General features: G+C 71.9%; 25 protein-coding genes and 2 pseudogenes. 15 read left to right on the top strand and 12 right to left on the bottom strand.

Annotation, left to right across the window (positions count from 1 at the left end):
* Positions 1-197 precede the first annotated feature (197 nt).
* Positions 198-473, top strand: coding sequence for a hypothetical protein (locus KJS59_RS24295; RefSeq protein WP_213455280.1), 276 nt, complete (start codon positions 198-200; stop codon positions 471-473).
* Between the two features lie 16 nt (positions 474-489).
* Complete coding sequence (locus tag KJS59_RS24290) at positions 490-768, top strand: hypothetical protein (RefSeq protein ID WP_213455279.1); 279 nt, start codon at positions 490-492, stop codon at positions 766-768.
* Positions 769-899: 131 nt separating this feature from the next.
* Here KJS59_RS24290 and KJS59_RS24285 read toward each other — a convergent pair whose 3' ends face one another.
* Complete coding sequence (locus KJS59_RS24285) at positions 900-1,184, bottom strand: DUF4190 domain-containing protein (protein WP_213455278.1); 285 nt, start codon at positions 1,182-1,184, stop codon at positions 900-902.
* On the opposite strand from KJS59_RS24285, the gene KJS59_RS24280 reads away from it, so the two are divergent.
* Together KJS59_RS24280 and KJS59_RS24275 are read left to right on the top strand one after the other, a co-directional pair.
* A complete protein-coding gene (locus KJS59_RS24280) occupies positions 1,165-1,410 on the top strand; it encodes a hypothetical protein (protein WP_213455277.1) in 246 nt (81 codons plus the stop codon). The genes KJS59_RS24285 and KJS59_RS24280 overlap by 20 nt on opposite strands.
* Positions 1,411-1,617: 207 nt before the next feature.
* A complete protein-coding gene (locus KJS59_RS24275; RefSeq protein ID WP_213455276.1) occupies positions 1,618-2,028 on the top strand; it encodes a GntR family transcriptional regulator in 411 nt (136 codons plus the stop codon).
* Positions 2,029-2,606: 578 nt separating this feature from the next.
* Here the strand turns inward: KJS59_RS24275 and KJS59_RS24270 are convergent.
* The 3 genes and pseudogenes from KJS59_RS24270 to KJS59_RS24260 form a co-directional block, all read right to left on the bottom strand.
* Positions 2,607-2,931 (bottom strand): annotated as a pseudogene (locus KJS59_RS24270) (tyrosine-type recombinase/integrase); the annotation flags it as partial.
* 751 nt (positions 2,932-3,682) lie between these two features.
* Positions 3,683-4,672 carry an aldo/keto reductase gene (locus KJS59_RS24265; protein WP_213455275.1) on the bottom strand — a complete coding sequence of 330 codons (990 nt, stop codon included), beginning with the start codon at positions 4,670-4,672 and terminating at the stop codon, positions 3,683-3,685.
* 67 nt (positions 4,673-4,739) lie between these two features.
* A complete protein-coding gene (locus KJS59_RS24260) occupies positions 4,740-5,615 on the bottom strand; it encodes a helix-turn-helix transcriptional regulator (RefSeq protein ID WP_213455274.1) in 876 nt (291 codons plus the stop codon).
* A gap of 177 nt (positions 5,616-5,792) precedes the next feature.
* Here KJS59_RS24260 and KJS59_RS24255 point away from each other — a divergent pair, with 177 nt between their 5' ends.
* Both KJS59_RS24255 and KJS59_RS24245 read left to right on the top strand, forming a co-directional pair.
* Positions 5,793-6,122 (top strand): carboxymuconolactone decarboxylase family protein, encoded by a 330-nt coding sequence (locus tag KJS59_RS24255; protein ID WP_213455273.1) that lies wholly within the window; start codon positions 5,793-5,795, stop codon positions 6,120-6,122.
* Between the two features lie 194 nt (positions 6,123-6,316).
* On the top strand, positions 6,317-6,904 hold the full coding sequence (locus tag KJS59_RS24245) for a (R)-mandelonitrile lyase (RefSeq protein WP_249714828.1): 588 nt from the start codon (positions 6,317-6,319) through the stop codon (positions 6,902-6,904).
* A 286-nt stretch (positions 6,905-7,190) separates the two neighbouring features.
* Here KJS59_RS24245 and KJS59_RS24240 read toward each other — a convergent pair whose 3' ends face one another.
* Positions 7,191-7,763 carry a GNAT family N-acetyltransferase gene (locus tag KJS59_RS24240; protein ID WP_213455271.1) on the bottom strand — a complete coding sequence of 191 codons (573 nt, stop codon included), beginning with the start codon at positions 7,761-7,763 and terminating at the stop codon, positions 7,191-7,193.
* A 240-nt stretch (positions 7,764-8,003) separates the two neighbouring features.
* Between KJS59_RS24240 and KJS59_RS24235 the strand changes: the two genes are divergently transcribed.
* Together KJS59_RS24235 and KJS59_RS24230 are read left to right on the top strand one after the other, a co-directional pair.
* The gene (locus tag KJS59_RS24235; protein ID WP_213455270.1) at positions 8,004-8,348 is read left to right on the top strand and encodes a hypothetical protein; all 345 of its coding nucleotides are present in this window, start codon (positions 8,004-8,006) and stop codon (positions 8,346-8,348) included.
* A 135-nt stretch (positions 8,349-8,483) separates the two neighbouring features.
* Positions 8,484-9,602: pseudogene (locus tag KJS59_RS24230) on the top strand (glycosyltransferase family 9 protein); the annotation flags it as partial.
* Here the strand turns inward: KJS59_RS24230 and KJS59_RS24225 are convergent.
* The gene (locus tag KJS59_RS24225; RefSeq protein ID WP_213455304.1) at positions 9,503-10,429 is read right to left on the bottom strand and encodes a glycosyltransferase family A protein; all 927 of its coding nucleotides are present in this window, start codon (positions 10,427-10,429) and stop codon (positions 9,503-9,505) included. The pseudogene KJS59_RS24230 and the gene KJS59_RS24225 sit on opposite strands and share 100 nt — an antisense overlap.
* A gap of 11 nt (positions 10,430-10,440) precedes the next feature.
* Entirely contained in the window at positions 10,441-11,928 is a 1,488-nt protein-coding gene (gene rfaE2, locus KJS59_RS24220) for a D-glycero-beta-D-manno-heptose 1-phosphate adenylyltransferase (RefSeq protein ID WP_213455269.1), read from the bottom strand.
* Between the two features lie 197 nt (positions 11,929-12,125).
* Between rfaE2 and KJS59_RS24215 the strand changes: the two genes are divergently transcribed.
* Positions 12,126-13,772 carry an MDR family MFS transporter gene (locus KJS59_RS24215; protein WP_249714827.1) on the top strand — a complete coding sequence of 549 codons (1,647 nt, stop codon included), beginning with the start codon at positions 12,126-12,128 and terminating at the stop codon, positions 13,770-13,772.
* Between the two features lie 6 nt (positions 13,773-13,778).
* Here the strand turns inward: KJS59_RS24215 and KJS59_RS24210 are convergent, their stop codons facing one another.
* Entirely contained in the window at positions 13,779-14,279 is a 501-nt protein-coding gene (locus KJS59_RS24210; RefSeq protein WP_213455302.1) for an NUDIX domain-containing protein, read from the bottom strand.
* Between the two features lie 58 nt (positions 14,280-14,337).
* On the opposite strand from KJS59_RS24210, the gene KJS59_RS24205 reads away from it, so the two are divergent.
* A complete protein-coding gene (locus tag KJS59_RS24205; RefSeq protein WP_249714826.1) occupies positions 14,338-15,978 on the top strand; it encodes a fatty acid--CoA ligase in 1,641 nt (546 codons plus the stop codon).
* Between the two features lie 27 nt (positions 15,979-16,005).
* Here KJS59_RS24205 and ku read toward each other — a convergent pair whose 3' ends face one another.
* Positions 16,006-17,007, bottom strand: a complete 1,002-nt coding sequence (gene ku, locus KJS59_RS24200; protein ID WP_213455268.1) for a non-homologous end joining protein Ku — start codon at positions 17,005-17,007, stop codon at positions 16,006-16,008.
* 158 nt (positions 17,008-17,165) lie between these two features.
* Between ku and ligD (KJS59_RS24195) the strand changes: the two genes are divergently transcribed.
* The 4 genes from ligD (KJS59_RS24195) to KJS59_RS24180 are packed head-to-tail and all read left to right on the top strand — an operon-like array spanning position 17,166 to position 21,031.
* Positions 17,166-18,092 carry a non-homologous end-joining DNA ligase gene (ligD, locus tag KJS59_RS24195; RefSeq protein WP_213455300.1) on the top strand — a complete coding sequence of 309 codons (927 nt, stop codon included), beginning with the start codon at positions 17,166-17,168 and terminating at the stop codon, positions 18,090-18,092.
* Positions 18,079-18,990, top strand: coding sequence for a non-homologous end-joining DNA ligase (gene ligD, locus KJS59_RS24190; protein ID WP_213455267.1), 912 nt, complete (start codon positions 18,079-18,081; stop codon positions 18,988-18,990). The genes ligD (KJS59_RS24195) and ligD (KJS59_RS24190) overlap by 14 nt, the downstream gene beginning before the upstream one ends.
* A 33-nt stretch (positions 18,991-19,023) precedes the next feature.
* Positions 19,024-19,563, top strand: a complete 540-nt coding sequence (locus KJS59_RS24185; RefSeq protein WP_213455266.1) for a TetR/AcrR family transcriptional regulator — start codon at positions 19,024-19,026, stop codon at positions 19,561-19,563.
* A gap of 52 nt (positions 19,564-19,615) precedes the next feature.
* Positions 19,616-21,031, top strand: a complete 1,416-nt coding sequence (locus tag KJS59_RS24180; protein WP_213455265.1) for a DHA2 family efflux MFS transporter permease subunit — start codon at positions 19,616-19,618, stop codon at positions 21,029-21,031.
* A 45-nt stretch (positions 21,032-21,076) separates the two neighbouring features.
* Here the strand turns inward: KJS59_RS24180 and KJS59_RS31425 are convergent, their stop codons facing one another.
* Together KJS59_RS31425 and KJS59_RS24170 are read right to left on the bottom strand one after the other, a co-directional pair.
* Positions 21,077-21,616 (bottom strand): hypothetical protein, encoded by a 540-nt coding sequence (locus KJS59_RS31425; protein WP_249714823.1) that lies wholly within the window; start codon positions 21,614-21,616, stop codon positions 21,077-21,079.
* 76 nt (positions 21,617-21,692) lie between these two features.
* Positions 21,693-23,333, bottom strand: coding sequence for a DNA repair helicase XPB (locus KJS59_RS24170; protein ID WP_213455264.1), 1,641 nt, complete (start codon positions 23,331-23,333; stop codon positions 21,693-21,695).
* A 142-nt stretch (positions 23,334-23,475) separates the two neighbouring features.
* Here KJS59_RS24170 and KJS59_RS24165 point away from each other — a divergent pair, with 142 nt between their 5' ends.
* Positions 23,476-24,309: a L,D-transpeptidase family protein gene (locus KJS59_RS24165; protein WP_213455263.1), complete on the top strand. Its 834-nt coding sequence runs from the start codon at positions 23,476-23,478 to the stop codon at positions 24,307-24,309.
* A 54-nt stretch (positions 24,310-24,363) separates the two neighbouring features.
* On the opposite strand, the gene KJS59_RS24160 is transcribed toward KJS59_RS24165, so the two are convergent.
* Positions 24,364-26,300, bottom strand: a 1,937-nt coding sequence (locus KJS59_RS24160) for a helicase-associated domain-containing protein (protein WP_213455262.1), incomplete at its 5' end; no start/stop codon positions are given.

Here is a 26,300-nt window from a genome sequence, read left to right as displayed (position 1 = left end):
GTGCTGGTCAAGTGCTGGGGAGCGTTGGCGCGCTCCCTTGGTGCGGTAGGCCCTCGGTCGGCGTTGGCGCGCTGGCCGGGGGTCGTTTTGCTGTCCTGGGGCTGTTGCCCTGGTACCCACTACCGTAGTGGGACCCTTGTCAACTGTCAACCCACCCACTACAGTCAGATTGACAAGCTACCCACTACGATCACAACGTGGAGAACCCATTGGAGGGAATCGACAAGCTCGACCGGATCAAGGACCCGGCGGAGCGCGCCCGCCAGGCCGGGCAGCGCCTGCTCGCCATCCCGGAGTTTCAGGAGCGCCTGCGCAAGATTCGGCAGGAGGCGGTCGCCGAGATGCGGGCCCAGCGCCTCAGCTTCGCCCAGATCGGCGAACAGCTCGGGCTCCACCGCAACCGCGTCCAGCAGATCGCCGAGGGGCGCAGTGGCGGCGGCAAGGGCGGAGCTCGGAAGGAGACCTCGGAGTGACGGCGGATGACGGCGGATGACGGACCGCCGGATGATGCCAGCGGAAGCCGCGTGGGCTGCCGCCCGCGAGCTTGGTGCCCTGATCTCGGCGCAGCGCGCCGCTCACCGCCAGCAACTCAGGGACGCCCGCAATGCCCGCCGCCGCGCCCGCCGGGCGGCAGCACCCAAGCCCGCCCGGGCGCCGAAGCGGCCGGCCGCCATCGATGACGACGCGGTGGAGGATGGCTGCCGCTGCCCTGTGATGCCGATGCCGCCTTGTGGCTGGTGCGAAGGCGGTGGCGACATCGCGCACTGACGGGCTGGCCCGCCGCTCCATCGCCGTCCAGCCTGGCGCCCGTCCTGTCGCACCCGCCCGCTACCCTCGCCGCGTCGCTTGGCCGGCGACAACCGAGGCGTCCACAGACCACCGTGGGCGCCTCGTCCACATCACGGCCCGGACGGCGTAGGCGTAGGCGGGGTCGTCGCGGCGCCGATCGCCGACAGGAACATCCCGAATCCGAACCACAACGTGAATATGATCGCCGGCGCCACCATGATGTAGCCCATCACCAGGCCAGCCACCGCCATGCCGTGGCCACCCCGCTCCTTCCGGTTCGTGCTCGGCAGCGCGACATGACCGAGAACCACCGCGGCGATCGACGGGATGCCCAGGCTGCAACAGCTGGTAACCACGCCGATAATCCCCAAGATCATGCTGAACAGCGCGGGCATCGACATCGGAGGCTGCGCACCGGGTGACACCGCCACCGGCAGCGGCGACGGGGCGTACGGCGGCACGGGCGACATCGGCTGGCCGCTGACCGGCCGGCCATTCCACAGCGTCGGCGGGGTGCCGTGCGGCTGCACCGGCGCCGGGCCCCGCACCGCGGGCGGCAGCTGCGGCGGGTACGGCGGACCGGACCGCGGCGGCTGGTACGGGTCCTGTGGCGGGGGGTAGCTCACCCGGGCAGTGTGGCGGCTGTCACCCAGCGTCGGCAGGGGACGAACGGCCAGAGACGTGTCGCGGACCCGACAAGCTCGCGGAGATCGCCATCGCTGTTGCACCCGGCCGGGGGCGGCGTCGTCGCAAGGACACGCTCAGGTCGAAATTGGGATACCCGGGTACGCGAGTACCCCTGACCAGCAGTGCACCTACGGTTGCGCCGTGATCAGCCCGGGGCCGGACATCACCGGGTACCAGCAGCTCGCCGACCACCTGCGCGACCTGGTGCGCGGCGGTCAGGTGCCGCCCGGCCGCCGGCTACCGTCCGAGACTGCGCTCATGCAGACGTATGGTCTGGCCAGGGAGACGGTCCGCCGTGCGGTGCGTGTGCTGCGTAATGAGGGGCTGGCCGAGTACATCCGGGGCTACGGTGTGGTGGTGCGCGAGCAGCCGCCAGCGCAAGTCGTCGAGGTGGGCGAGGGGGCCGTGGTCACCGCCCGGATGCCTACCACTGATGAGCGCGTCGCGTTTCAGATAGCGGAGGGCGTGCCGGTGCTGCATGTCGCCTACTCGGATGGATCGGGTGACATCTGGCCGGCGGACGCCGTGCAGATCCGCCTCGCGCAGGACTGATTGAGCCCACCGCGGCCGAGGTTACGCCCCCACGCGATCCGCGATCATGCACCATGTGCACAGACCGACACCTAGGGGTGACGGTCGGGAGGTACCTTCGTTGGCTCCGGAAAGGGGCTAGATCCTTCCACCATCCCCCCGGTTCGCGCCGGGTGCAGGTGGCCGCCGGCCGACCGGTCACTGCCCGACTGGCACGGCCGGCGGTCACCAAACCAGGAGAGCATGCCGCCCGAGCGGGCGGCGACAGCGATCTGTCCGTCGATGCAGAGCGCGCCAATATGGCAACAAGATCGGCAACACTCCGGGCGATATGAATACGAAGGAACAGGGGTGAATGCGCTCCCGAAACCGGCTCTGACCTGCGAGAGCGGGAACCCGTTCAACCGCATTCACCTTCATCCGACCAACTCGTAATGCGTAGGTCGACGGTTCGATTCCGTCAGGCGGCTCAAGATGAGGCCCTGACCAGCATCAGCGTTGGTCAGGGCCTCGTGTTCATCGATGCGGTTTTGAATCGCCCCCCCCACAAACGCCTACCGGCGATCAGGTTCCGCGTACCTGTCAGCGGGGGTGCGTGGTTACTTGGCCCGGCGCTTCCCACGATCTTGAGGCGCAGGGCCGGTAATCTCCGGACCTGCCCCAAGCTGTTCGAGGATGTCGGAGCTGTCCGGGGCGAGGGCGGGTTTGACGATGTGGTGCTTGTTGGCGACCTGCTCGGTGGCGTGTCCGAGCTGCGCAGCGGCGCTCTTGGCGTCGGCCTCCTTGTCGATCAGGGTGGCGACGGTCTGCGGAAGGTGCGTGGGGTACCCCATTCGAGACCGGCGTCGGCGCGGGCTTGCCGCCACTGGCGGCGCACGTTCTCTGCGGCGACAGCCAGGTGCCGCGCCGGGAGGCGAAGATCGCGTACACGATTGGATTTCTCTGCCTGCCTGGTGCGTGCAATATCAACACCAGTGATGTTTGCTGGATCGCGCGCATTCGCGGTATCGACCCCGCGCCTCGACCTGGCCAAGCCCCGGGCGGTGGCTGGTCTGCAGGGGGTCGTCACCAATCTTGCCGCCTGCTCCGACGGTGCGGCCCAATCGGAGTGCCGCACTTCGCAGCGACCGGCGAGCGGGCCAAATCAAGATACCGCCCAACCCCGCAACCCAGGAACCGGGGCCACTTCAGAATGCCGAACCGGGGCCACTTCAACTTGCCGAAATCAGGCAGGACGCATGCCGGATGAGGAGCCAAAGAATTACGGTGAGCAGCCGCGATAGGAGCGATCCCGCCGGTCACCTCGACCAAGCCTGGCCGGGCTGCGGTCGTACCGCCAGTCAACATGTAGCAGCGATCCAGGCGCGTTTCGCGCCCGTACATCGAGCCAATGCAAGGATGCCCCCAATCGCTCGGCCGGGGGCGTCCTTAAACGTCTACTCGAACGCGAAACTGGCCGCTACGTCAGTGATCGGCCGGTCGCGCTACGCGTTTGCGGTTCTGTGACGTCCCCCCGGCGGGATGCATCCCCCCGTGGCCGTCTGGCTATAGCGGCTGATCTGCCCGTTGGATAAGCCGGGCGCGGGTCGTTCACATCCGCGTACTGCCATACGCGGTCAATTCGCGTATGGCAGTACGCTGCACTGTACGCACAGGGGTTGAGATCCTCGGGTGGTCAGAGGTTCGTCATGCGTTCGAGGTGGTCGGGATATCGGGCACCTTGTATTTCAATCTTGGTGGCGGTGTCGTCGATCTCTCGTAGGTCGTCGACGGTCAGTTCCACGTCGGCGGCGCCGATGTTCTCCTCCAGCCGTTCGAGCTTGCGGGTGCCCGGAATGGGCACGATCCAGGGCCTCTGAGCCAGCAGCCAGGCAAGGGCGATCTGGGCCGGGGTGGCATTCTTTCGGGCCGCGATGGCGGCCAGCAGATCGACGAGGGTCTGGTTGGCTTGGCGTGCGTCGTGGTCGAAGCGCGGGATGGTGGTGCGGATGTCGTTGCTCGTGAATTCGGTGTCCTGGGTGATCTTCCCGGTGAGGAAGCCCTTGCCGAGCGGGCTGAAGGGAACGAAGCCGATGCCCAGTTCTTCGAGTGTGGGTAGGACCTCGGCTTCGGGTCGGCGCCACCACAGCGAGTATTCGCTCTGCACCGCGGTGACGGGCTGTACGGCGTGGGCGCGGCGGATGGTGTCGGCGGCGGCTTCGGACAGGCCGAAGTGTTTGACCTTGCCCGCCTCGATCAGTTCTTTGACCGTGCCGGCGACGTCTTCGATGGGTACGTCGGGGTTGACGCGATGTTGGTAGAACAGGTCGATGGCCTCGACGCGCAGACGCTTGAGGCAGGCGTCGGCGACCTGCTTGATGTGTTCGGGTCGGCTGGACAGGCCGGTCTGGCGGCCGTCGGCGTCGAAGGCGAAGCCGAACTTGGTGGCAATGGCGACCTGGCCGCGGAATGGTTGGAGGGCTTCGCCGACGAGTTCTTCGTTGACGAATGGGCCGTAGACCTCGGCGGTGTCGAAGAAGCTGACGCCGCGTTCGACGGCGGCGCGGATGAGCGCGATGTTGTCGGCCCGGTGTGGTGCGGGTCCGTAGCTCTGACTCATGCCCATGGCACCGAACCCGATGGCGGACACTCGCAGGTCGCTGGTGCCGAGCTTGCGCGTACGCATCGTGAAGCCTTCCTCACAGGGGGTTTCTGAGCGGCTGACTGCTGCGGCTGGCGTTGGCCAGTTGCGGTCAGCGGTTGCTGACGTCGGGGGCGGTGTCGGGCTGGCTGCTGGCGGCCCAGCTGGCGAGCAGACGTAGGCGGTCGTGGGTCGGCGTGCCGGGTTCGGCGCTGTAGGCGGTTAAGGTCAGGCCGGGGTCGGCGGGTAGCGGCATTGCCTCGAACTGCAGGATCAGGTCGCCGACGATGGGGTGGCGGAAGCGTTTGCTGCCGGTCTGGTGCAGGCGCACGTTGTGGGCGGCCCAGCGGGTGCGGAAGTCTTCGCTGCGGGTGGACAGCTCGCCGACTAGGTCGGTGAGGTCCTTGTTGTAGGGGTCGCGTCCGGCTTCGGTGCGCAGGAGGTTGACGGTGATGTTGGCCGAGTCGTCCCAGCCGGGGTAGAAGTCCAGGGCTCGGGAGTCGAGAAAACAGAACCGGGCCAGGTTGACCGGTCGCGCAGCGGTGTCGAAGGCGGGGGCGTACAGCGCTTGGCCGAGCGGGTTGACGGCGAGGATGTCCAGACGTCCGTTGCGCACGAACGCCGGGGCGTCGGTCATCGCGTGGAGCAGTTGCCGGATGCCGGGCCGTATCTGCGGGGCGGGGCGGCGGCGTACACGGGGTTTGGTGTTGGCGGCGCGGGCGAGGTCGAACAGGTGTTCGCGTTCGGCCTCGTCGAGCTGCAGAGCGCGAGCGACGGCCTCCAGGACGCTGTCGGACACCCCGGTGAGGTTGCCGCGTTCCAAGCGGACGTAGTAGTCCGGGCTGACTCCGGCGAGCAGGGCGACTTCGGCGCGGCGCAGCCCGAGTACGCGGCGGCTACCGCCGTAGTTCGGCAGGCCCGCCTGCGCTGGCGTGATCTTGGCGCGGCGGGAGGCTAAGAACTCGCGTACGTCGTCCCTGCTGTCCATGGCTTCACGCTACGTCCGATTCCCGGGAGGTGAGGGGGTCTGTCATTACCTGCTTCGCCGTTGCCTCCCTCAGTGCCCTGGCCAGGTGTTTGATGATATCTGAGCACGCACGGAGCTTGAGGGCTCGGTACGGAGCACGAGGAAGATGGGATGGCTACGGCATGGTAGGGAGCAAGAATGTCCAACGATCAACAGCCTTCGGGCGCGCGAAAGATGTTCGGCGATTTCGCGCCCGCGCTGGTGCACTACACCGACGAGCTGCTGTTCGGCCAGGTGTGGGAGCGGCCCGAACTTCCGGCTCGTGACCGCAGCCTGGTCACGGTGGCTGCGCTACTGACGGCAGGCAATTCCGAGCAGTTGGTGTTCCATCTCGGCTACGCCAAGCAGAACGGCGTGACGGAGGCCGAACTTGTCGAAGCCATCACGCACTTGGCGTTCTACGCCGGCTGGCCTAAGGCCATGTCCGCTATGACGGTCGCCAAGCAGGTCTTCGCCTCCGCCGGCTGATCTGCCGCCGATACGACGCCTGAGCATCGTCTTCGCAAGCTGAAAGGGTCATCAACATGCGCGGAACGATGCTGTACACCCCGGGTGACGTCCGCGTCGCCGGCTCGTTCGCCGCGTCCGACAACACCCTGCGAGATCTGCCGCGCCGGCTACCAGACCTCCTGCGTCCGCCGTGAGTGGATCGGCCCGCGCCGGTGCGGCGGTTCCTGCCCGAACTCATCGACCTGGTCACCAGCCGCGCCATCGATCCGGGCAAGGTCTTCGACCTCGCCCTGCCGCTGGACCACCGCCGAGGGCTACCGGGCGATGGACGAACGCCGTGCCATCAAGGCCCTGCTGCCGTACCTAAAGCACACCGACCAAGGAGCACCATCATGGAACTCAAGCCCGTCGCTGCGACCGTCAAGACCCCCGCGCAGAACTTCACCGGCGACGTCTACATGACCCCGATCTACAACGGCACCGAGCCGTCGCGGATGACGGTGGCGCTCGTACGGTTCAGCCCAGGCGCGCGCACCAACTGGCACTCCCACGCCGTTGGTCAGACCCTGCACGTCACCGATGGCGTCGGCCTGGTCGGCACCCGCGACGGCAACATAGTCCACGTCCGCGCCGGAGACACCGTCGTCTGCCCACCCGGCGAGGAACACTGGCACGGCGCCGCCGCAGAGACCTTCATGAGCCACCTGGCCATGCTTGAGGCCAAGCCCGACGGTAGCGACCCCACCACCTGGCTCGAACCCGTCCCCGACGAGCAATACCAGAAGGCGGACCAGGCATAACCAGCCCAGCACGGGGGCGCACCACCACGGCAGGTGCGCCGTCTTCACGATCACGCCGCCGGAGGGGAGCAGGTTGGCACCCGCCTGCACCAACCCCGGCGACAGCCGATGCGCCGCGCCTGGTTGCCGCCGGTGAGGAACTCGCCACCGGTATCGCTCGCGCCCAGCAGGACGAAGAAGTTCACCTGAAGTACCGCGCACAGCATCAGCACGAGCGCGCTGCGGAGGTCAGGATCGACCGCTACGAGCGAGCTGACATCGGGGTCTCCTCGCCCGTAACGGTCGGTCAGCGTGCCGACAGTTGCATGATCCAAATAGGCAGCGGTTCCGTTACGGCGCGTGTGACCTCCCAGCCGGCGCGGCGGTACACCTCGACGTTGACGGGGTTGCTGGTTTCCAGGACCGCCGGCAGGTTGTCGTCGGCGGCGCGACGCAGTCCAGCCCGCATGACCGCCCGGCCCCAGCGGCGGCCGGCGTAGCTGGGGTGGGTGCCCACGACACCGAGGTACCAGAAAGGGGAAGCCGGCAGGGCGGCGTGCACGGCCCGGTCGTAGGCATTGACGCGCATTAGCGCGTCGGCGGGTAGTCGGGCGGTGAGAGGATCGTCCGGCGGCGGGTTCTCGGCGGCGGGTGGTTCCCAGATCGCCACCGATGCGCCGTGCCCGATCGTCCAGATCGTTTCCCGGTGCACCCGCTTGTCGAAGAGGTGCCCGAAGAAGGCAGCGGCGTACTGCGGGTAGGTGGCTTTGTCCGGGAACAGGTATCGCAGGATGGGGTCGTCGGTGAACGCGGCGACCAACGAGTCGACGACCCGTTCACGTTCCCTGGGGGTGACGACGGTGATCTCGGGTGCTGGCACAGCGACCAAAGGTACCTCCGGGTGCCGCGACGCCGCCGACCCTCGGAGGAGAGAATACGCGCGTAGTACGCTGGGGTGGTGCCGTACGAATGGGAAGACTGGGCGCTGCGGGCACTCGCGAACCGGGCGGCCGTTGATCGTGGCCGTCCGCCGCGCCGACGACTTCGCCTGGAAGATCATCGGCGCCCGGGACATGACCGCTGACGAACTGGCCGACTTCGTTCGATGGGAGCAGACGCGATGACCGACGACCGGGACCTGCCGCGTACCCCGGAAGAGGCTGCCGCCTTCATGGGCGACCTGACCTTCGAACCGCCGATGCCCCCGCGGCAGGAGGCGGAGACGCTCGCGTCGCTGCCGCCGGAAGGCTCCGAGGTCATGGTGGTGCGGTCGCTGCGCCTGCCGATGGCCCTCGACGAGGCCGTCGCGGCGGCGGCGAAGAGCACCGGGGTCACCAAGACCGCCTGGATCCGCCAGGCGGTCGAGATGGCGCTGACCATGCAGGCCGAGGACGACCAGCCGATCTCCCGTGCCGACGCGCTGCGCGCGCTCACCCTGCTGCGTCCCGTGCGTCGCGTGGCGTAGGGGGCGGAGCCCGGGCGACGTCGACTCGCGGTTCGGCGGTAGCGTGCGGCAACGAGGCCGTGCCGACCGTTGCGGGCGCAGACCGCCGGCCGGGGCTGACTGATGCTCTACTGGGGACGATCCCCGCGAGCCACCATGTTTACCCCCGCAGTGGTCGGGTACCCGCGCCCCATGCCGACCGGCGATCTCGTCACCGATGTCCGGAAGATCGCGGTGCTGCGGGCGAACGCGATCGGGGACTTCATTTTCGCGCTGCCGGCGTTGGAGTCCCTCCGGTGGGCGTACCCGGACGCGGAGATCGTGCTGCTGGGCGCCCCCTGGCACGGCCGCTTCCTGGCCGGCCGGGGCACGCCGGTGGACCGCGTCATCGTGGTGCCCGCCGGGCCGGGGATCCGCGGCCCGGATCCGGGCGAGGCGCCGGACAGCGGGGACTTCGCTCCGCGGGTCCGCGGGGAAGGTTTTGATCTTGCTCTTCAGTTGCACGGCGGGGGGCGCAACAGCAACCCGGTCGTGAACGGGCTGGGCGCGCGGGTGACCGCCGGCCTGTGGACGCCGGACGCGGAACCGCTGGACCGCTGGGTCCGCTACGTGTACTACCAGCCCGAGATCTTCCGGTACCTGGAGGTCGTGGGGCTGGTGGGCGCGCAGCCCGTCACCTACCGACCCCGGCTGCCGGTGACCCCGGCGGACGTGGCCGAGGCGCGCGCGGTGGTCGGGGCGCCGGCGCGGCGGCGGGTGGCGATCCACCCCGGGGCGAGTGACGTGCGGCGGCGCTGGTCCGCGGCGCGGTTCGGCGCGGTCGCCGACGCGCTGACGGCGCAGGGTTTCGAGTTGTTCGTCACCGGTGTCCCGGCGGAGCGTGACGTGGTGGAGGAGGTGCGGCGCGGCACGCGGGCGCCGGTCCGGCCGCTGGTGGGCGACCTGTCGCTGGGTGGCCTGGCGGCGTTCTACCGGGACTGCTCGCTGGTCATCAGCAACGACACCGGCCCGCTGCACCTGGCGAACGCGGTCGGCGCGCCCACCGTGGGGCTGTACTGGATCGGCAACGTCATCAACGGTGCCCCCGTGGACCGGGCGCGGCACCGGCCGATGCCGTCCTTCACCATCCACTGCCCCCGGTGCGGCGAGGACTGCACCGGCAACCGGCCGTGCGATCACCGGGTGTCGTTTGTGGACAGCATCGCGGTGGAGGAGGTGGTCGCCGCGGCGGGCGACCTGTTGGCGGAGTCGAGCAGCGACCAGCACTCGACGCCCCGCTCGTCCGGCGGCATGGTGGTCGGCGCCTCCAGGTGATAGGCGCCGCTGGGGAGGACGCCCGCGCCGCCGTACCGGCTCATCACCATCAGTTGGGCGGCCACGTCCTCGCCCTGGTGCCGCTCGGGCAGGTGGGTCCAGAAGTCGAAGCCGCCCACCGCGAGCAGCTTGGCCCGGTCGTACAGCACGCAGCCGCCCGCCCAGGCGACCTTGTACGCGCGCCACTCGCCGGGCGCCAGCCGCAGCCGCCGGGTGATGTGCAACAGGTTCGCGGCGTTGTGCAGGGTCCACCGTTCCCATTCCGGCGTACCCGGCCGCACCCGCTCCGGCACCGGCCGCCCGACCCACTCCTCGTACACCGCCTGCTCCCGCGGGCGCACATCGTCTATATACGACAGACCGTGCACGGCGTTGCCCACGAAGCCGCAGCCCAGATCCCCGATCGCCGTCACCAGGCGGTCGACCGTCTCCGGCTCCAGCCACACGTCGTCGTCCAGGAACATCGTGTACCGGGCCAGCGAGCGCCCGAGCAGGCTGGCCCGGTGCTCGGCCAGCCCCCGGCGCGGCTGGTGCCGCACGAGCAGCACGGGATGGCCGCGGTGCCGCAGCAGGCGCACCACGGCGGCGACCGCCGGATCCCCCCAGGGCGGTGCGCCGTCGGACTGGTCGCTCACCACCACCCCGAACCGCTCGCGGGACGTGGACGCGGCCAGGCCGGAGAGCGTGACGGCGAGTTCGGCGGGGCGGTTGCGGGTGGGTACCAGCACGTCGAGCGTCCGGTCGGCCGGGAAGGTCCCGGCGGCGCCGGCGTCGAGCGGCCGGCTCACCGCGTCCGCGCTCACGCTGGGTCCTCGACCGGGGCCGGCTCGCGCACCCCGGCGGGGTGGCTCCCGGGCGCACCGTCGCGGTCTCCGGTGGCCTTCGCGCGGATGCGGTCGATGATGGCGGAGGTGGAGCGGTCCGGGACGTAGCCGAGGGTCCGCACCTCGCCGCCCAGCCGGCGCACCAGCGGCGCCTCGGGTACCAGCTCGGGCGGGTAGTCGCCGCCCTTCACGTACACGTCCGGGCGGACGGCCTCGATCAGCTCGGCGGGCGAGTCGGCGGCGAACACCACCACCGCGTCCACACAGGACAGCGCGGCCAGCACCGCGGTCCGGTCCTCGATCGGGTTGACCGGCCGGTCCGGCCCCTTGAGCCGGCACACGCTGTCGTCCGAGTTCACCGCGACCACGAGCAGGTCGCCAAGCCGGCCGGCCTGCTCCAGGTACCCGACGTGGCCCCGGTGCAGTACGTCGAAGCACCCGTTCGTGAACACGATCCGGTCGCCGGCCGCCCGCCGCCGTTCGACGAGCCGGACCAGCCCGTCCGCGTCCAGCAACGGCCCGGCACCGAGCAGGTCGTCCCGGGCGCAGACGCAGGTACCCGGCCCGGCGAGGGTGAGCGCGGCGGCCCGGTGCGCCAGGGCGGCCGCCACGGCGAGCGGGGCGTCCACCGCGAGCGCCAGCGTGAAGGCACTCAGGTACGCGTCACCGGCACCCACCGCGTGACCCGGCGGGTGCGGTTCGCTGCGCTCGCGGTGCACCACCCCCCGCCCGGCCGCCGCCACCACCTCGCCGTCCGCGTCCAGGGTCACCGCCACGATGTCGGACCGGGCCGCGGCGAGCAGCCGGTCCGCGTGCTCGGCGACGGCCGCCGCCGGCCCCTCGGCGTGGCGCTCGAGTCGGCCGAGCAGCGCCCCGGCCTCCGCGAAACTGGGCGTGACCAGGGTCGGTTCGAGCGCCGCCCAGGGGCGCAGGTCATGCGCGTCCACGGCCCGGATCCGGTACCGGTGGCGCCGCTCGACCAGGTGCCGGCGGGTGGTGCCGCTCACCGCACCGAGCCCGTAGTCACAGACGACCAGGGTGTCGGCGGCTGGGAGCGGGAGGTCGTGGGAGAGCGGGCGGTCGCCGGTGTCCTCCCGCAGCAGCACCTGCCCGTCCACGAGCACGCGGCTCTTCACCGTGGTCGCCCGCCCCGGCACGGTGACCATGCCGTCGCGTACCCCGGCGGCCTTGACCAGGTCGCGTAGCCGCTGGCCGGCCTCGTCGTCGCCGACCGGTGCGACCAGGAGGGGCCGCGCGCCCAGCGCGGCGAGGTTGATGGCCGTGTTCGCCGCGCCGCCGGCCGCCCACTCCTGCCGCTCCGGTCGCAGCACGGGCGCCGGCGCCTCGCGGCTCAGCCGCTCCGGTGCCGCGTGCCGCCACCCGTCCAGCAGCGCGTCGCCGACCACCAGGACCTCCCGGCCGGCCCAGGCATCGATGGTATCGGCTTCCTCGGCGCTCGCCATGCGCTTCGAATCCCCAGGCCGGCCGCCGCCAAACGCCCCGGGCGGGCGCCGCATCAGGTCAGGTCGAGGGCGAGTTTCATGGCCGGCACATCCTGGCCGACGCCCCGGCGCCGCGTCGAACGCAATTCGGCTGTCCCGCATCGCATTGGCCCGACGTTTTTCGCGTGGTTGTCGCACCCGTGGGGATGTGTCAGGGCGTGACCGCGACACAGACCCGTCCCGTCCTGAGCCACCGGCAGATCCTGCTGCTGATGTCCGGCCTGATGACCGCGATGTTGCTGGCCGCCCTGGACCAGACCATCGTCGGCACCGCCCTGCCGACGATCGTCGGCCAGTTGGGCGGCATCGCGCACTACTCCTGGGTGGTCACGGCGTACCTGCTGGCCTCGACGGCGTCGACGCCGCTGTACGGGAAGATCTCGGACCTGGTCGGCCGGCGTCCGGTGTTCCTGTTCTCGATCGGCACGTTCCTGGTCGGCTCGCTGCTGGCCGGGCTGTCCGGCAGCATGACCTGGCTGATCCTGACCCGGGGCGTGCAGGGGCTGGGCGCTGGCGGGCTGATGACGCTGGCCTTCACGATCATCTCGGACGTGGTCTCGCCCCGCGAGCGCGGCCGGTACCAGGGCCTGTTCGGCGCCGTGTTCGGCATCTCCTCGGTGGCCGGCCCGCTGGTCGGCGGGTACTTCGCCGAGCACAACTGGCGTTGGATCTTCTACATCAACATCCCGCTGGGCATCCTGGCGATCATCGTGTGCTACCACGTGATGCGGCTGATCCCGTTCCACCGCCGGGAGCACCGGATCGACTGGCTGGGCGCCGCGCTGATGGTCTCCGGGGTGAGTTCCCTGCTGCTGGCGCTGTCCTGGGGCGGCAACCAGTACGCCTGGGGGTCCGGGCAGATCATCGGGCTGTTCGTCGCGGGCGGGGTGCTGTCCGTGCTGTTCCTGGTGGTGGAGTCCCGGGCGAGCGAGCCGATCCTGCCGTTGAAGCTGTTCCGGCGGCCCACCTTCGCGCTGGCCAACGCGGCCGGCTTCGTGCTCGGCCTGGTGATGTTCGGCTCGATCATCTTCATCCCGCTGTACCTGCAGATCGTCAAGGGCGCCTCGCCGACCCGCAGCGGCCTGCTGATGCTGCCGATGATGGCGGGAGTGATCGTCACGTCGGTGCTGGCCGGCCGGGCGATGAGCCGGATCGGGCGGTACAAGTGGTTCCCGGTGGCCGGCTCGCTGACCCTGCTCGCCGGCATGCTGCTGTTCACCCGGCTCCAGGTGGACACGCCGCTGCGGGTCTCGTTCTTCTACATGATCGTGATCGGGGTAGGGCTGGGCCTGTCCATGCAGTCGCTGGTGCTCGCCGTGCAGAACGCCGTGGACCTGCGCGACCTGGGCGCCGGTACCGCCGCCGCCACGTTCTTCCGCTCGTTGGGCGGCTCGTTCGGGGTGGCGATCCTCGGTGCGATCCTGACCAGCCGGCTCGCCACCGAGACCGGCAAGCTGCTCCCCCCGGCGATCGCGCAGCTACCGGCGCAGCAGGCCGCCGCGCTCCCGGCCGGCGGGAAGGGGCTGTCGGTCAACGAGCCCGGCCGGATCCTGGCGCTGCCGGGGCCGGTCCGGCTGGCCATCCAGACCGCCTTCGTGGACGCGCTGCACCTGGTGTTCCTGACCGCCGCGCTGATCGCGATCGTGGCGGTGGTGGTCACGCTCGCCATGCCGGACCGGGAACTGCGCGGCGCGGGCGCCGGTCCGGTCGGCGCCGACGGGCAGAAGCACGACCCGGAACTGGCCCGCGACGAGCACGACCTGGCCGCCACCGAGATGGAGACCAAGTCCCAGACGATGATCTAGTGGGAGCTAGCGGAGGATCACCTTGCCGCCGCGCTCGTACTCGGCGAGCGCGGCGAGCGTCTCCGGCACCGAGCGGGTCACCCGGTCGTCGAGGGCGTCGAACTCGTCCGGGGCCACGAAGCGGGCGTCCAGCGTCTCGTCGGTGACCCGGGCCAGGTCACCGCTCCACGCGTCCACCCGGAAGGCGTGCGAGAACACCTGGTACCGGTCCCCGTACATGTTCGTGCCGATGTACTCGGGGCCGCTGAACAGCGCGAACAGGGTGACGTCGGTGACGGTCAGCCCGCTCTCCTCCCACACCTCGCGGATCGCGCAGTCGGCGATCGACTCGCCGAGTTCCATCGCGCCGGCCGGGAACGCCCACTGGCCGTTGTCCGACCGTTTCACCAGCAGGATGCGGCCGTCGTCGTCCCGGATGACCGAGCGGGCGCCGATGAACAGCAGCGTCCGGTCGCCGGCGAGGGCGCGTAACTGGCCGAGGTACGAGTCCGCCCACGAGAGTCCCACCACGCCCGCCACCGTAGCGTCTTCCGCCGTTGTGACGGGCGCCACTAGATTGTTCGCCATGCGCAGCACGATGATGGACGAACCGTTGCTGATCTCCCGCCTCCTGGGCCACGCCGCGACGGTGCACGGGTCGGCCGACGTGCAGACCTGGACCGGCTCCGGCGCCCGCCGGATGACCTACGCGGAGGTGGGCGTCCAGGCGGCGCGGCTGGCCCACGCGCTGCGGGAGCTCGGCGTCACCGGCGACCAGCGGGTCGGCACGTTCATGTGGAACAACAACGAGCACCTGATCGCCTACTTCGCCGTGCCGAGCATGGGCGCCGTGCTGCACACGCTGAACATCCGGCTGTTCCCGGACCAGCTCGCGTACATCGCCACGCACGCCGAGGACAAGGTCGTCCTGGTGGACGGGACGCTGGTCCCGCTGCTGGCCAAGGTGCTGCCGGAGCTGCCGACCGTGGAGCACGTGGTGCTGGTCGGCGCCGGGGACGCGGACGCGCTGGCCCGGGCCGGCGGCGGCCGGGTGGCCGTGCACACGTGGGCCGAGCTGCTGGCGGACCGGCCCGACACGTTCGACTGGCCCCGGGTGGACGAGCGGGACGCGGCCGCCCTGTGCTACACGTCCGGCACCACCGGCAACCCGAAGGGCGTCGCGTACTCGCACCGCTCCATCTGGCTGCACTCGCTCCAGGTCGCCATGCCCGAGGGCTTCGGGCTGCGCGCGACCGACCGCGAGCTGGCGGTCGTGCCGATGTTCCACGCGATGTCGTGGGGCATCCCGTACGCGGCGTTCATGTCCGGCGCGTCGCTGGTGCTGCCGGACCGGTTCCTGTCCGGTGCCGCGATCGCCGACATCATCGCGGCGACGCGGCCGACCAAGGCCGGCGCGGTGCCGACCATCTGGCTGGACCTGCTGAACCACCTGGCCACCCACGACGTGGACCTGTCCTCGTTGCGGGAGGTCATCGTCGGCGGCTCCGCCTGTCCGCCCGCCCTGATGCACGCCTTCCACGACCGGTACGGGATCGACGTGATCCACGCCTGGGGGATGACCGAGATGTCGCCGCTGGGCTCGGTCTCCCGCACGCCGGCGGGCGCCGCCGGGGAGCAGGCGTGGGCGTACCGGTACACGCAGGGCCGGGTACCGGCGAGCGTGGCGGCGCGGATCGTGGGTCCGCTGGGGGACGTGATGCCGAACGACGGCGAGGCGGTCGGCGAGCTGGAGGTGCGTGGGCCGTGGGTGACGGCCCGGTACCTGGGCGACGACGGCCCGGACCCGGCGAAGTTCCGGGACGGCTGGCTGCGCACCGGCGACGTGGGCACGCTCTCCGCCGACGGCTACCTGACGCTCACCGACCGGGCCAAGGACGTCATCAAGTCCGGCGGCGAGTGGATCAGCTCGGTGGAGCTGGAGAACGCGCTGATGGCGCACCCCGCGGTGCTCGAAGCCTGCGTGGTGGGCGTGCCCGACCCGCGGTGGGACGAGCGCCCGCTGGCCACGGTGGTGCTCTGCGAGGGTGCCGCCGCGACCGCCGAGGAGCTGCGCGGGTTCCTCGCCGGCAAGGTGGCGAAGTGGCAGCTCCCGGAGCGCTGGGCGTTCATCGAGGCGGTGCCGAAGACCAGCGTCGGCAAGTTCGACAAGAAGCGGGTGCGCGCCGACTACGCCGCCGGCACGCTGCCGATGACGACGCTCGGGTAGCCGACGCTCGGGTGGCCCGGGTCCCGGTCAGGCGGTCTTGCGGGTCGTCTTCTTCGGGGCGGTCTTCTTCGCGGCCTTCTTGGGCTCGGTCTTCTTGGCCGGTTCCGTCTTCTTGGCGGCCTTCTTGGCGGGCGCCTTCTTGGCGGGTTCCGCCTTCTTGGCCGGCTCGGCCTTCTTGGTGGCGGAGCGGGCGGCGCCGATCGGCGTCGGGCGCGCACCGCCACCGCCGCCGGCCTCGGCACCGGCCTCGCCGCGTGCCGCCTTGGCCCGCTCGACCGAGGCGCGCAGCGCGGCCATCAGGTCGACCGCGGCGGCCGGGGCCACCTCGGGCTCCTCCGGCTGTACCACCTCGCGCCCCTCGATCTTGGCGTCGATGACCTCCTGGAGGGCGGCCCGGTAGTCGTCGCTGAACCCGTCCGGCTGGAAGTCGCCGGCCATCGAATCGATCAGGGAGCTGGCCATCGCCAGTTCCGGCGGGCGGATCCGCACGTCGTCGTCGAGGAACGCGAAGTCCGGCGTGCGCACCTCGTCCGGCCAGAGCATCGTGTTCAGGACCAGCACGTTGTCCCGGACCCGGAGGGTGGCCAACTGCTCCCGCTGGCGCAGCGCCACCTTCACCACGGCCACCCGCTCGCTGTCGCTGAGCGCGTCGCGCAGCAGCAGGTACGGCTTGGTGGCGGTGCCCTCGGGCTCGAGGTAGTACGCCTTGTTGAAGAGGATCGGGTCGACCTGCTCGGCCGGCACGAACTCCAGCACGTCGATCGCGCGCGAGCTGGTCAGCGGCAGGTCCGCGAAGTCCTCGTCGTCAAGGACCACCATCTCGCCGCCGCCGACGTCGTACCCCTTGGCGATCTCGTCGTAGCTGACCTCCTCGCCGTCGATCGAGCAGACCCGCTTGTACTTGATGCGCCCGCCGTCCGCGCGGTGCACCTGATGGAAGCGGATGTCCTTCTCCTCGGTGGCGGAGTAGAGCTTGACCGCGATGGACACCAGCCCGAACGAGACGGCACCCTTCCAGATCGCCCGCATCGGCCCAGCATGACACCGTTTCGGGGCCGGCGCGATGTCTTGGAGTGCGATCGTCATACCGGGGATGAGCAGGAGAGATGGGCTGCTGTGGCGGAACTCGGCGGTAGAGTCGGCTGGTGCCCGGGAGCCGCCTGACGCGTGCTGCGCCGATCAAGCCGATGCTCGCGGTGCCGGGCGGCCTGCCGGCGAGCCCCGGCTGGGCGTACGAGTTCAAGTGGGACGGCGTGCGGGCGGTCGCGGTGGTCCGGGACGGCGCGGTGCGGCTGTGGGCGCGCTCCGGTGCCGAGATCACCACGGCGTACCCGGAGCTGGCCGGGCTGCGCGACGTGGCCGGGGAGGCGGTGCTGGACGGCGAGGTCGTGGTGCTGACCGAGGCCGGGCGCCCCTCGTTCACGCTGCTGGCCGAGCGCATGCACGTGCGGGAGCCGGCGCGTGCGGCGCACCTCGCGGCGACGCTGCCGATCACGTACATGATCTTCGACCTGCTGCGCCTGGGCGGCCTGGACCTGACCGGGCTGCCCTACGCGCAGCGGCGCGAGCACCTGGAGGCGCTGGGCATCGCGGGCGCCCGCTGGGCCGTCCCGCCGGTGTTCGCGGACGGCCGGGCCACCTACGCGGCGGCGATGGAGCACGGCCTGGAGGGCGTGGTCGCCAAGCGACTCACCTCGGTCTACCGCCCCGGCCTGCGCAGCGCCGACTGGCTGAAGGTCAAGTTGGAGGAGAGCCGGGAGTTCGTGGTCGGCGGCTGGCGCCCGGGCGTCCGGCGGGTCGGCGGCCTGCTGGTGGGGCTGCCGGCGGTGCAGCCGGGGCGGCTCACCTTCCACGGCCGGGTCGGCGGCGGCATCGGCGCGGCGGCCGAGCGTGCCTTGCTCGCCGCCCTGGAGCCGCTGCGGGCGGCGCGCAACCCGTTCGTCCGGGGCACGGTCCCGCGGGCGGATGCCAAGGGCGCGATCTGGGTACAACCGGTCGTCGTGGTGGAGGTCAAGTACGGCCAGCGGACCCCGGACGGGCGCCTGCGGTTCCCCCGGTTCCTGCGGATCCGCCCGGACCTGACGCCTGAGGAGGTCGCCGGTGCCACCGGGTAAGCGACTGCGGGTGGAGGTGGGCGGCCGCGACCTCGACCTGTCCAACCTGGACAAGGTGCTCTATCCGGCGGCCGGCTTCACCAAGGGTGAGGTCATCGACTACTACAGCCGGGTCGCCCCGGTGCTCCTGCCGCATTTGCGGGACCGGGTGCTGACCCGCATCCGGTACCCGAACGGGGTGGACGGCCCGTTCTTCTTCGAGAAGAACGCGCCCGCGGGCACGCCGCCGTGGGTGCGGTTGGAGCGGCTGCCGGTCCCCGGCTCGACGAAGGACCGGGAGATGCTCGACTACGTGGTCGCCGACGACCTGGCGACGCTGGTCTGGCTGGCGAACCTGGCGGCACTGGAGCTGCACACCCCGCAGTGGAGGGTGGGCAGGCCACCGGACCTGATGGTCGTGGACCTCGACCCGGGCGAGCCGGCCGGGCTGGCCGAGTGCGCCGCCGTCGCCGTGCTGTTCCGGGAGCGGATCGCCGCCGACGGTATCGAGGCGTACCCGAAGACGTCCGGCAAGAAGGGCATGCAGCTGCTCTGCCCGGTCGCCGGCACGCAGCCCGACGAGGTGGTCTCCGGGTACGCCAAGCGGATCGCCGGGGAACTGGAGCGGCAGGTGCCGCAGGCGATCACCGCGAGGATGGCGAAGCGCCTGCGGCCGGGGCGGGTCTTCATCGACTGGAGCCAGAACAGCGCCGCCAAGACGACCGTCGCGCCGTACTCGCTGCGGGCGCAGCAGTCCCCGGCCGTGTCGACGCCGCTTACCTGGGACGAGGTGGAGTCGGGCGCGCAGGGTGGGCGCGAGGTGCGCCCGTACCGGCCGGTGGAGGTGCTGGCGCGGGTCGAGGGGCGCGGCGATCTGCTCGCCCCGCTCCTGGCGAAGGGTCCGCCGGTACCCGGTTGACCGAGTTAGCTATTAGTCACTAACCTTGGCGGCGTGAGGGCCGCCCGGATGTCCGCCGATGAGCGCCGCGCCGCCGTGCTGGCCGCCGCCCGGATCGAGTTCGGCGCTAACGGGTACGCCGCCACCTCCACCGAGGCCATCGCTCGCCGGGTCGGTGTCTCCCAGCCGTACCTGTTCCGGCTGTTCCCGTCCAAGAAGGCGATCTTCCTGGCCGCGGTGGAGGACTGCAACGCCCGGGTGGAGGCGATGTTCGAGGAGGTCGCGGACGGCCTCACCGGGGAGGAGGCGCTGAACGCCATGGGCGGCGCCTACCGGAAGCTGCTGGACGATCGGCCCATCCTGCAACTGCAACTCCAGATGTGGGCGACCGCCTGCGCGGACGAGGAGGTCCGGGAGCTGACCCGGCGCCGGTTGAGCCGGCTGTGGCACCAGGTGGCCCGCCTGTCCGGCGCGGACGACCAGCGCCTCATGCAGTTCATGGCCGCCGGCATGCTGATCAACATGCTCGCCGCCCTGGACCTGCCGCGCATCCGGGAGCAGCTCGGGGAGAACCTGGCCGGCCTCATCGACTGATCTTTTCGTGCACTGGAAAGTTAGTGATCAATCACTACTCAAGGGGGATCCCGTGCCGCGCCGCTCCATCTTCTGGACCTTCCTGGTCACCGGCCTCGCGGCCTTCATGGTGGCGATGGACAACCTCGTCGTCACCAACGCGCTGCCGGTCATCCGCGTCGACCTCGGCACCGGCCTGGAGGGCCTGGAGTGGACGGTCAACGCGTACACCCTGACCTTCGCGGTGCTGCTGCTCACCGGCGCCGCGCTCGGGGACCGGTACGGCCGGCGGCGGCTGCTGATGATCGGCCTGGCCGTGTTCACCGCCGCCTCCACCGCCGCCGCGCTCGCCCCGGACGTCGGCGTTCTGATCGCCGCCCGCGCCGTCCAGGGCGCCGGGGGAGCCCTCGTCGCGCCGCTCACCCTCACCCTGCTGGCGGAGGTGGTCCCGCCGGCGCGGCGCGGCCTGGCCTTCGGCGTCTGGGGCGCGACGAGCGGGCTCGGCATCGCCCTCGGCCCCGTCATCGGCGGCGCAGTGGTCGAATCCGCCTCCTGGCAGTGGATCTTCTGGATCAACGTGCCGATCGGCCTGGCCCTCATCCCGCTGGCCGCCCTGCTCCCGGAGAGCCGCGGCGGCGCCGGTCGGCTCGACCCGGCCGGAGTCGCCCTGGCCACGGCCGGCCTGTTCGGCGTCGTCTTCGGCCTCGTGCGGGGTGGCGGTCACGGCTGGACCAGCCCTACGGTGCTCGGTGCGCTGGTCACCGGCGGTGCGCTGATGGTCGCGTTCCTCGCCTGGCAGGCCCGGGCGCGCTACCCGATGGTGCCGCTGACCCTGTTCCGCAGCCGCGGCTTCGCCGTCGGCAACGCGGTCGCCCTGCTCATGTCGTTCGGGGTGTTCGGCTCGGTGTTCCTGGGCGCGCAGTTCATCCAGACCGTCCTCGGGTACTCGCCGCTGGAGGCGGGGCTGCGCACCCTGCCGTGGACCGCGCTGCCGGCGGTGGTGGCGCCGCTGTCCGGCGTCCTCGCCGACCGGATCGGGCCCCGCGTGGTGATCGCGGTGGCGCTGCTGCTCCAGGCGGTCGGGATCGGCTGGCTGGCGGTGGTGAGCCACCCCGGCGTGGCGTACCCGGCACTGGTACCGCCCTTCGTCTTCGCCGGCCTCGGCATGGGCCTGTACTTCGCCCCCGCCGCCCGGGTGACCCTCGGCTTCGCCCCGCCGCACCTGGCGGGCGTCGCCTCCGGGACCGCCAACGCGCTGCGGCAACTCGGCACGGTGCTCGGCGTGGCGGTGCTCGGCGCCATCTTCGCGGCGCTCGGCGGGTACGGCAGCGGCCGGGACTTCGTGGCGGGCCTGCGCCCCGCCCAACTGGTCGGCGCGGTCACGCTGCTCGCGGCGGCGGGACTGGCGCTGGCGATCCCGGCGCGGCTGCCCGAGCCGGGCGCCGAGGTGGCGCCGGAAACCGCGCAGCCGGCGCTCGCAACGGCCTGATCGGGGCCCGCCGCACCACGGGACCGGCGCGGCGGCCGGCGGAAGTCAGGCCGGGCCGTCGCCGGGCTGCTCCATGGTGGAGGGTGCGGCGCCGTTGACGAACCGCGACCCGGCGTACCGGGTGAACGCCTCGACGATCTGCTCCGGCGACTCCCGCACCGCGTCCACCGTGAGCAGGACGACGCCGGGTCGGCCGTCGACCTGGTTCCGGTACTCCGCCTTCACGCCGAGATCGACGCCGGGCGCCGGCACCAGCACCAGCCGCGGCGCCCCGGCACCCTCGGCCGCCGGCTCGAGGATGACCGCGGCCACCGCCGCCCACGGGAGGAACCGGTTGATGCCGGACACCCGCGGGAACATGCCCATCTCGTCCAGCGTGATCGGCGCGCCACGGGATACGACGTAGAGCCCCCAGAGCGCGCCCACGGTGGCGATCGCGCCGACGGCGAACAACGCTCCCGACCCCAGGGGGATGAACAGGATCCGCAGCTGCGAACCGTGCTGCGCGGACCAGATCATGACCGGGCCGCCCACCAGGAAGAGGGCGACCGTGAACAGCTGCGACCAGCGGCGGTGCAACGTCATTGAGGGGGCTCCACAGCGGCGTCGGGACGGGACGGCGCAGAAACCTAGCAGCTCGGCGTGGCCGGCGTAAGGCCCGTCAGGCGGGCACGTCGTCGGCGTCGATGATGGTGTAGGCGTACCCCTGCTCGGCGAGGAAGCGCTGCCGGTGCGCCGCGTACTCGGTGTCGATCGTGTCCCGGGCGACCACCGTGTAGAAATGCGCCTGCCGGCCGTCCGCCTTCGGGCGCAGCACCCGGCCGAGCCGCTGCGCCTCCTCCTGGCGGGAGCCGAACGTGCCCGAGACCTGGATCGCCACCGCCGCCTCGGGCAGGTCGATGGAGAAGTTGCCGACCCGGGAGATGACCAGGATGGGCAGCTCGCCGGCGCGGAAGGCGTCGAACAGGCGCTCGCGCTCCCGGTTCGTGGTCGAGCCCTGCACGATCGGGGCGTCCAGGTACTCGCCGAGCTGCTGGAGCTGATCCAGGTAGGCGCCGATGACGAGGATCTGTTCGCCGGCGTGGCGCTTGGTGATGGCCTGTACCACCGGGAGCTTGGTGCGCGCGGTGGCGGCGGTGCGGTAGCGCTCCTCGGGCTCCGCGACCGCGTACCCCATCCGCTCCGACTCGGTCAGCGTCACCCGCACCTCGGTGCACTCGGCCGGCGCGATCCAGCCCTGCGCCTCGATGTCCTTCCACGGCGCGTCGTACCGCTTCGGTCCGATCAGCGAGAAGACCTCGCCCTCGCGGCCGTCCTCCCGGACGAGGGTGGCGGTCAGGCCGAGGCGGCGGCGCGCCTGCAGGTCGGCGGTGAAGCGGAAGATCGGCGCGGGGAGCAGGTGCACCTCGTCGTAGACGATCAGGCCCCAGTCCCGGGCGCCGAACAGGTCCAGGTGCGCGAAGCCGCCGTTGCGGCGGGTGGTGAGCACCTGGTACGTGGCGATGGTGACCGGGCGGATCTCCTTGCGCTCGCCGGAGTACTCGCCGATCTCCTCCTCGGTGAGGCTGGTGCGGGCCAGCAGTTCGCGCTTCCACTGGCGCCCGGCGACGGTGTTGGTGACCAGGATCAGCGTGGTGGCCCCGATCTCGGCCATCGCGGCGGCGCCGACCAGGGTCTTGCCCGCGCCGCACGGCAGCACGACGACCCCCGAGCCGCCGGCGGTGAAGCCGTCCACCGCCTCCCGCTGGTACGAGCGCAGCGTCCAGCCGTCCTCGACCAGGGTGATCGGGTGGGCCTCGCCGTCGACGTAGCCCGCCAGGTCCTCGGCCGGCCAGCCGAGCTTGAGCAGCGCCTGCTTGAGCCGGCCCCGCTCGGAGGGGTGCACCGCGATGGTGTCCTCGTCGACCCGGCCACCCAGCATGCCGGCGAGCTTCTTGCTCTTGCCGACCTCGACCAGGACCGCCCGGTCCAGGCCGCGCAGGACCAGGCCGTGCGCGGGGTCGTTCAGTAGTTGCAGGCGCCCGTACCGGTCCATCGTCTCGGCGACGTCGACCAGCAGCGCGTGCGGGACCGGGTACCGGGAGAACCGGATCAGCGCGTCGACGACGGACTCGGCGTCGTGGCCGGCGGCCCTGGCGTTCCATAGCCCCAGCGGGGTGAGGCGGTAGGTGTGCACGTGCTCGGGGGAGCGCTCCAGTTCGGCGAACGGCGCGATCGCCATCCGGCAGGCGAGCGCGTCCGGGTGGTCCACCTCCAGCAGCAGCGTCTTGTCCGACTGGACGATCAGCGGTCCACCGGTCACCGTCCGACTTCCTTCCGTCCGATACGCGACTCTCCAGTCTCGCACGGGCGGCCGTGGCGGAAAAACTCTTCATGCGACGCAACCGGGGTGGCACTCCCGTGCGTCTAGGTTTCGACAACTGCATCTCTCTGGGGAGGGACGTATGGCGCGACCGCGGATCATCACGCGCCTCGCCGCCGTTGCAGTGGTCACGCTGGTCGGCGCCGGTGGGTGCGCGTTCGAGTCAGCCGGGAGCGGGGTGGCCGGGCGGCCACCCGCGTCCGGGGTGGCGACGGCAACGGGGGCGAGCGCCGCCGCCGGGCCGGCCGAGCGGGCAGCCGCCGCCGTGGACACCACCACCACGGTGCCAGCGACGGTGACCGCGACGACGACGAAGGCGGCGACGGGCTGCCCGACCGGCGAGCACCAGCGCGAGGTGGAGAAGTACCTCGCCAAGCTGGGCGGGTTCGGCACGATCACCGTGGACGGCAAGCAGTCGGCAACCGACTGCGCCGCGATCAAGAAGTTCCAGAGCCGGTACGGCATCAAGCCGGTGCAGGGCCGCGCCGGACCCACCACGTACAGCGTGGCGAAGCGGCTGGCCAGCACCGACACCCGCCGGTGCAAGGCGGGTGCGGGCCTGACGTTCTGCGTCGACCTCACCCACCAGACGGTGTGGGCGATGCGCGACGGCAAGGTGGTCATGGCCCCGACGATCACCCGGACGGGGATGCGCGGCTACCGGACGCCGGCCGGCACGTACCGGGTCAACCTGCACGAGCGCAAGGAATGGTCCGACCCGTACCGCGTCTGGCTGCCGTACTGGCAGCGCTTCGTGCGCGGCATCGGGTTCCACGAGACCACCACCTACATCCACAACACCGCCATCGGGTCGCACGGCTGCGTGAACCTGCTGCCCGCCGACGCGGTCAAGCTGTACGGGCTGGGCAAGGTGGGCACCCGGGTGTACGTCTTCGGGCGTCGGCCGGGCACCTGACGGCCCCGCACACCGCTGCTCGACCGAGCGCCCCGGCGTGGCCGGGGCGCTCGGCTATTCGTCGAGGACGGCGGCGGTGATCCGGTGCAGCGCGAAGGTGTGCAGCATCTCGGTGCGCTCGTCCTCCGCCCGCAGGTAACCGGCGCTGATCGAGACCGGGCGGACCAGCCGGGACGCCGTGTTGCCGTGCGCGTCGACGTACCCCACCCAGACCAGCGCCTTGTCCCGCACCGCCTGCTGGAGCACGGCGAGCGCCTGGGCGTGCGCCTGGACCGGGGTGGGTCCGGGCACCGCGGCGCCGTTGGCGGCGCGCACGGTCACCGGCGCCCGGCGGGCGGCCCGGGCGGCGGCGTCGCCCCGGCGGATCTGCTCGACGATGCCGAGCACCCGCGGCGCGGTCAGCCGCGGCACCGCGAGCGGGTCCACCGGCCGGCCGGGCGGCGCGCCCCGGCCGGGCGCCCGGCGGGTCCTGGGCCGGGTCAGCACCGCCGCGCCGGTCGCGTCCTCGGCGACCGGGGCGTAGCCGGCCTCCCGCAGCGCGGTCAGCAGCCGCCCGGCGGTCAGCGGCGTGACCAGCACGGTCGGCGCGAGCCGCCGCAGGTTCAGCCCGGAGAGCCGCTTGTCGGCGAGCACCTGGGTGAGCGCCGGCTCGTCGTCGCTGCGCAGGTACGCGCCCGCGGGGCCGGCGCGCAGCCCGCCGTGGCGGCGGGCCACGTCGTCGATCAGGTAGGTGAGCGCCTGCGGCACCGGTGTGCGGGACCGGCGGGCGAACAGCGTGTGCAGGTCGCCCGCGAGGTAGCCGGCGTCCAGGGCGCGCCGGACGCTGTCCGCGGTGACCCGGTACACGCTCGCCCCGCCGCTGGACTCGGGCTCGGCGATCAGCTCCAACTCGTCCGCGAGGGCCGGCTCGGGCGGGCCGGGGACCACGACCGTGAGGTCCGCCTGGACCAGCAGGTGGTCGACGGGGGCGGGGAGCAGGGCGTCGAGCGCCCGCATGGCGGCCGACGGACCGGGTTGGCCGTCCGCGTCCGGGCGCAGGCCCAGCGGGTCGTCCTCGGCGGCGTTCGCCTCCCCGCCCTCGGGGAGGCCCTCGGCCAGCAGCAGGCGGCCGAACCCGGTCAGGCTGCCCAGCCCGGTCAGGCCGAGGTGCTGGGCCTCCTCCAGCGCCTCCCGGTGCATCGTCTCCCGCCCCCGGGCGCGGCGCGGCGCCCGCCACGCCAGCAGGCGCAGCACCTCCGCCACCGCCGGCGCCGCCCCCGGCGGCAGCTCGGCCAGGACGCCCAGGGCGCCCCGGCGGGCCGCCGGCGCCCCGGCGCGCTCGCTCTCCGGCGCCAGGGCGCTGATCGGGCGGTCCCGGTCGTCGCGCTGGCCGACCAGGCCCGGCTGGCGGGTCATGACCAGCCACCCCCGGGCCAGCCGGTACCAGCGCTCGGCGATCGGCAGCGCGCGCCACCCCTCGTACGCGACCGAGGGCAGGAACCGGGTCTCGCCGGCCCGCCCGGCCGCGCCGGGCTGCTCCGCCTCGCCGAGCAGGCCGGCGGCGACGCACGCCTCCAGCAGCAGCGCGGCGGCGGGCTCGGCCACGCCGGCGGTGCGGGCCAGGCGGCGCAGGTCGCGCACCCCCAGCCCGCCGGAGCGCAGGACCGGCGCCGGCTCCGCGCCCAGCGCCTCCAGCAGGCCCTCGGTCCAGCGGACCGCCTCCATCGCCTGCCCGGCCCCGGCCGAGTCGGCCGCCTTCGGCTCGACCGTGGCCGTTTCCACCACCGGCGGCCGCGGCTGGATCGGCCCGAGCGGCCCCGCCTCGCGGCGCAGCAGCAGGCCGACCTCCCGGGGCAGTTCGACCGTCTCCGCGCCGCCCGCCGCGGCCGGCAGCGCCACCAGCAGTCCGTTGTCGACCAGCCAGCGGACCGGCGAGTCGGCCGGCGGGCCGCCCGGCGCGACCGTGCCCACCGGCGGGCCGGCGGCGAGCCGGTCCAGGACGGCGCGGGCGG

The organism is Rhizomonospora bruguierae, from assembly GCF_018397995.1.
Taxonomy (GTDB): domain Bacteria; phylum Actinomycetota; class Actinomycetes; order Mycobacteriales; family Micromonosporaceae; genus Rhizomonospora; species Rhizomonospora bruguierae.
Note: the sequence above shows the minus strand (reverse complement) of the source record. Positions and strands in the feature narration are given on the sequence as shown.

Excerpts from the sequence above, each read along its gene's own strand:
- KJS59_RS24290 (WP_213455279.1), top strand. The coding sequence starts at position 490 with ATGACGGACCGCCGGATGATGCCAGCGGAAGCCGCGTGGGCTGCCGCC.
- KJS59_RS24280 (WP_213455277.1), top strand. The coding sequence starts at position 1,165 with ATGCTGAACAGCGCGGGCATCGACATCGGAGGCTGCGCACCGGGTGAC.
- KJS59_RS24285 (WP_213455278.1), bottom strand. The coding sequence starts at position 1,184 with ATGCCCGCGCTGTTCAGCATGATCTTGGGGATTATCGGCGTGGTTACC.
- KJS59_RS24265 (WP_213455275.1), bottom strand. The coding sequence starts at position 4,672 with ATGCGTACGCGCAAGCTCGGCACCAGCGACCTGCGAGTGTCCGCCATC.
- KJS59_RS24260 (WP_213455274.1), bottom strand. The coding sequence starts at position 5,615 with ATGGACAGCAGGGACGACGTACGCGAGTTCTTAGCCTCCCGCCGCGCC.
- KJS59_RS24255 (WP_213455273.1), top strand. The coding sequence starts at position 5,793 with ATGTCCAACGATCAACAGCCTTCGGGCGCGCGAAAGATGTTCGGCGAT.
- KJS59_RS24235 (WP_213455270.1), top strand. The coding sequence starts at position 8,004 with ATGACCGACGACCGGGACCTGCCGCGTACCCCGGAAGAGGCTGCCGCC.
- rfaE2 (WP_213455269.1), bottom strand. The coding sequence starts at position 11,928 with ATGGCGAGCGCCGAGGAAGCCGATACCATCGATGCCTGGGCCGGCCGG.
- KJS59_RS24205 (WP_249714826.1), top strand. The coding sequence starts at position 14,338 with ATGCGCAGCACGATGATGGACGAACCGTTGCTGATCTCCCGCCTCCTG.
- ku (WP_213455268.1), bottom strand. The coding sequence starts at position 17,007 with ATGCGGGCGATCTGGAAGGGTGCCGTCTCGTTCGGGCTGGTGTCCATC.
- ligD (WP_213455300.1), top strand. The coding sequence starts at position 17,166 with ATGCTCGCGGTGCCGGGCGGCCTGCCGGCGAGCCCCGGCTGGGCGTAC.
- KJS59_RS31425 (WP_249714823.1), bottom strand. The coding sequence starts at position 21,616 with ATGACGTTGCACCGCCGCTGGTCGCAGCTGTTCACGGTCGCCCTCTTC.
- KJS59_RS24165 (WP_213455263.1), top strand. The coding sequence starts at position 23,476 with ATGGCGCGACCGCGGATCATCACGCGCCTCGCCGCCGTTGCAGTGGTC.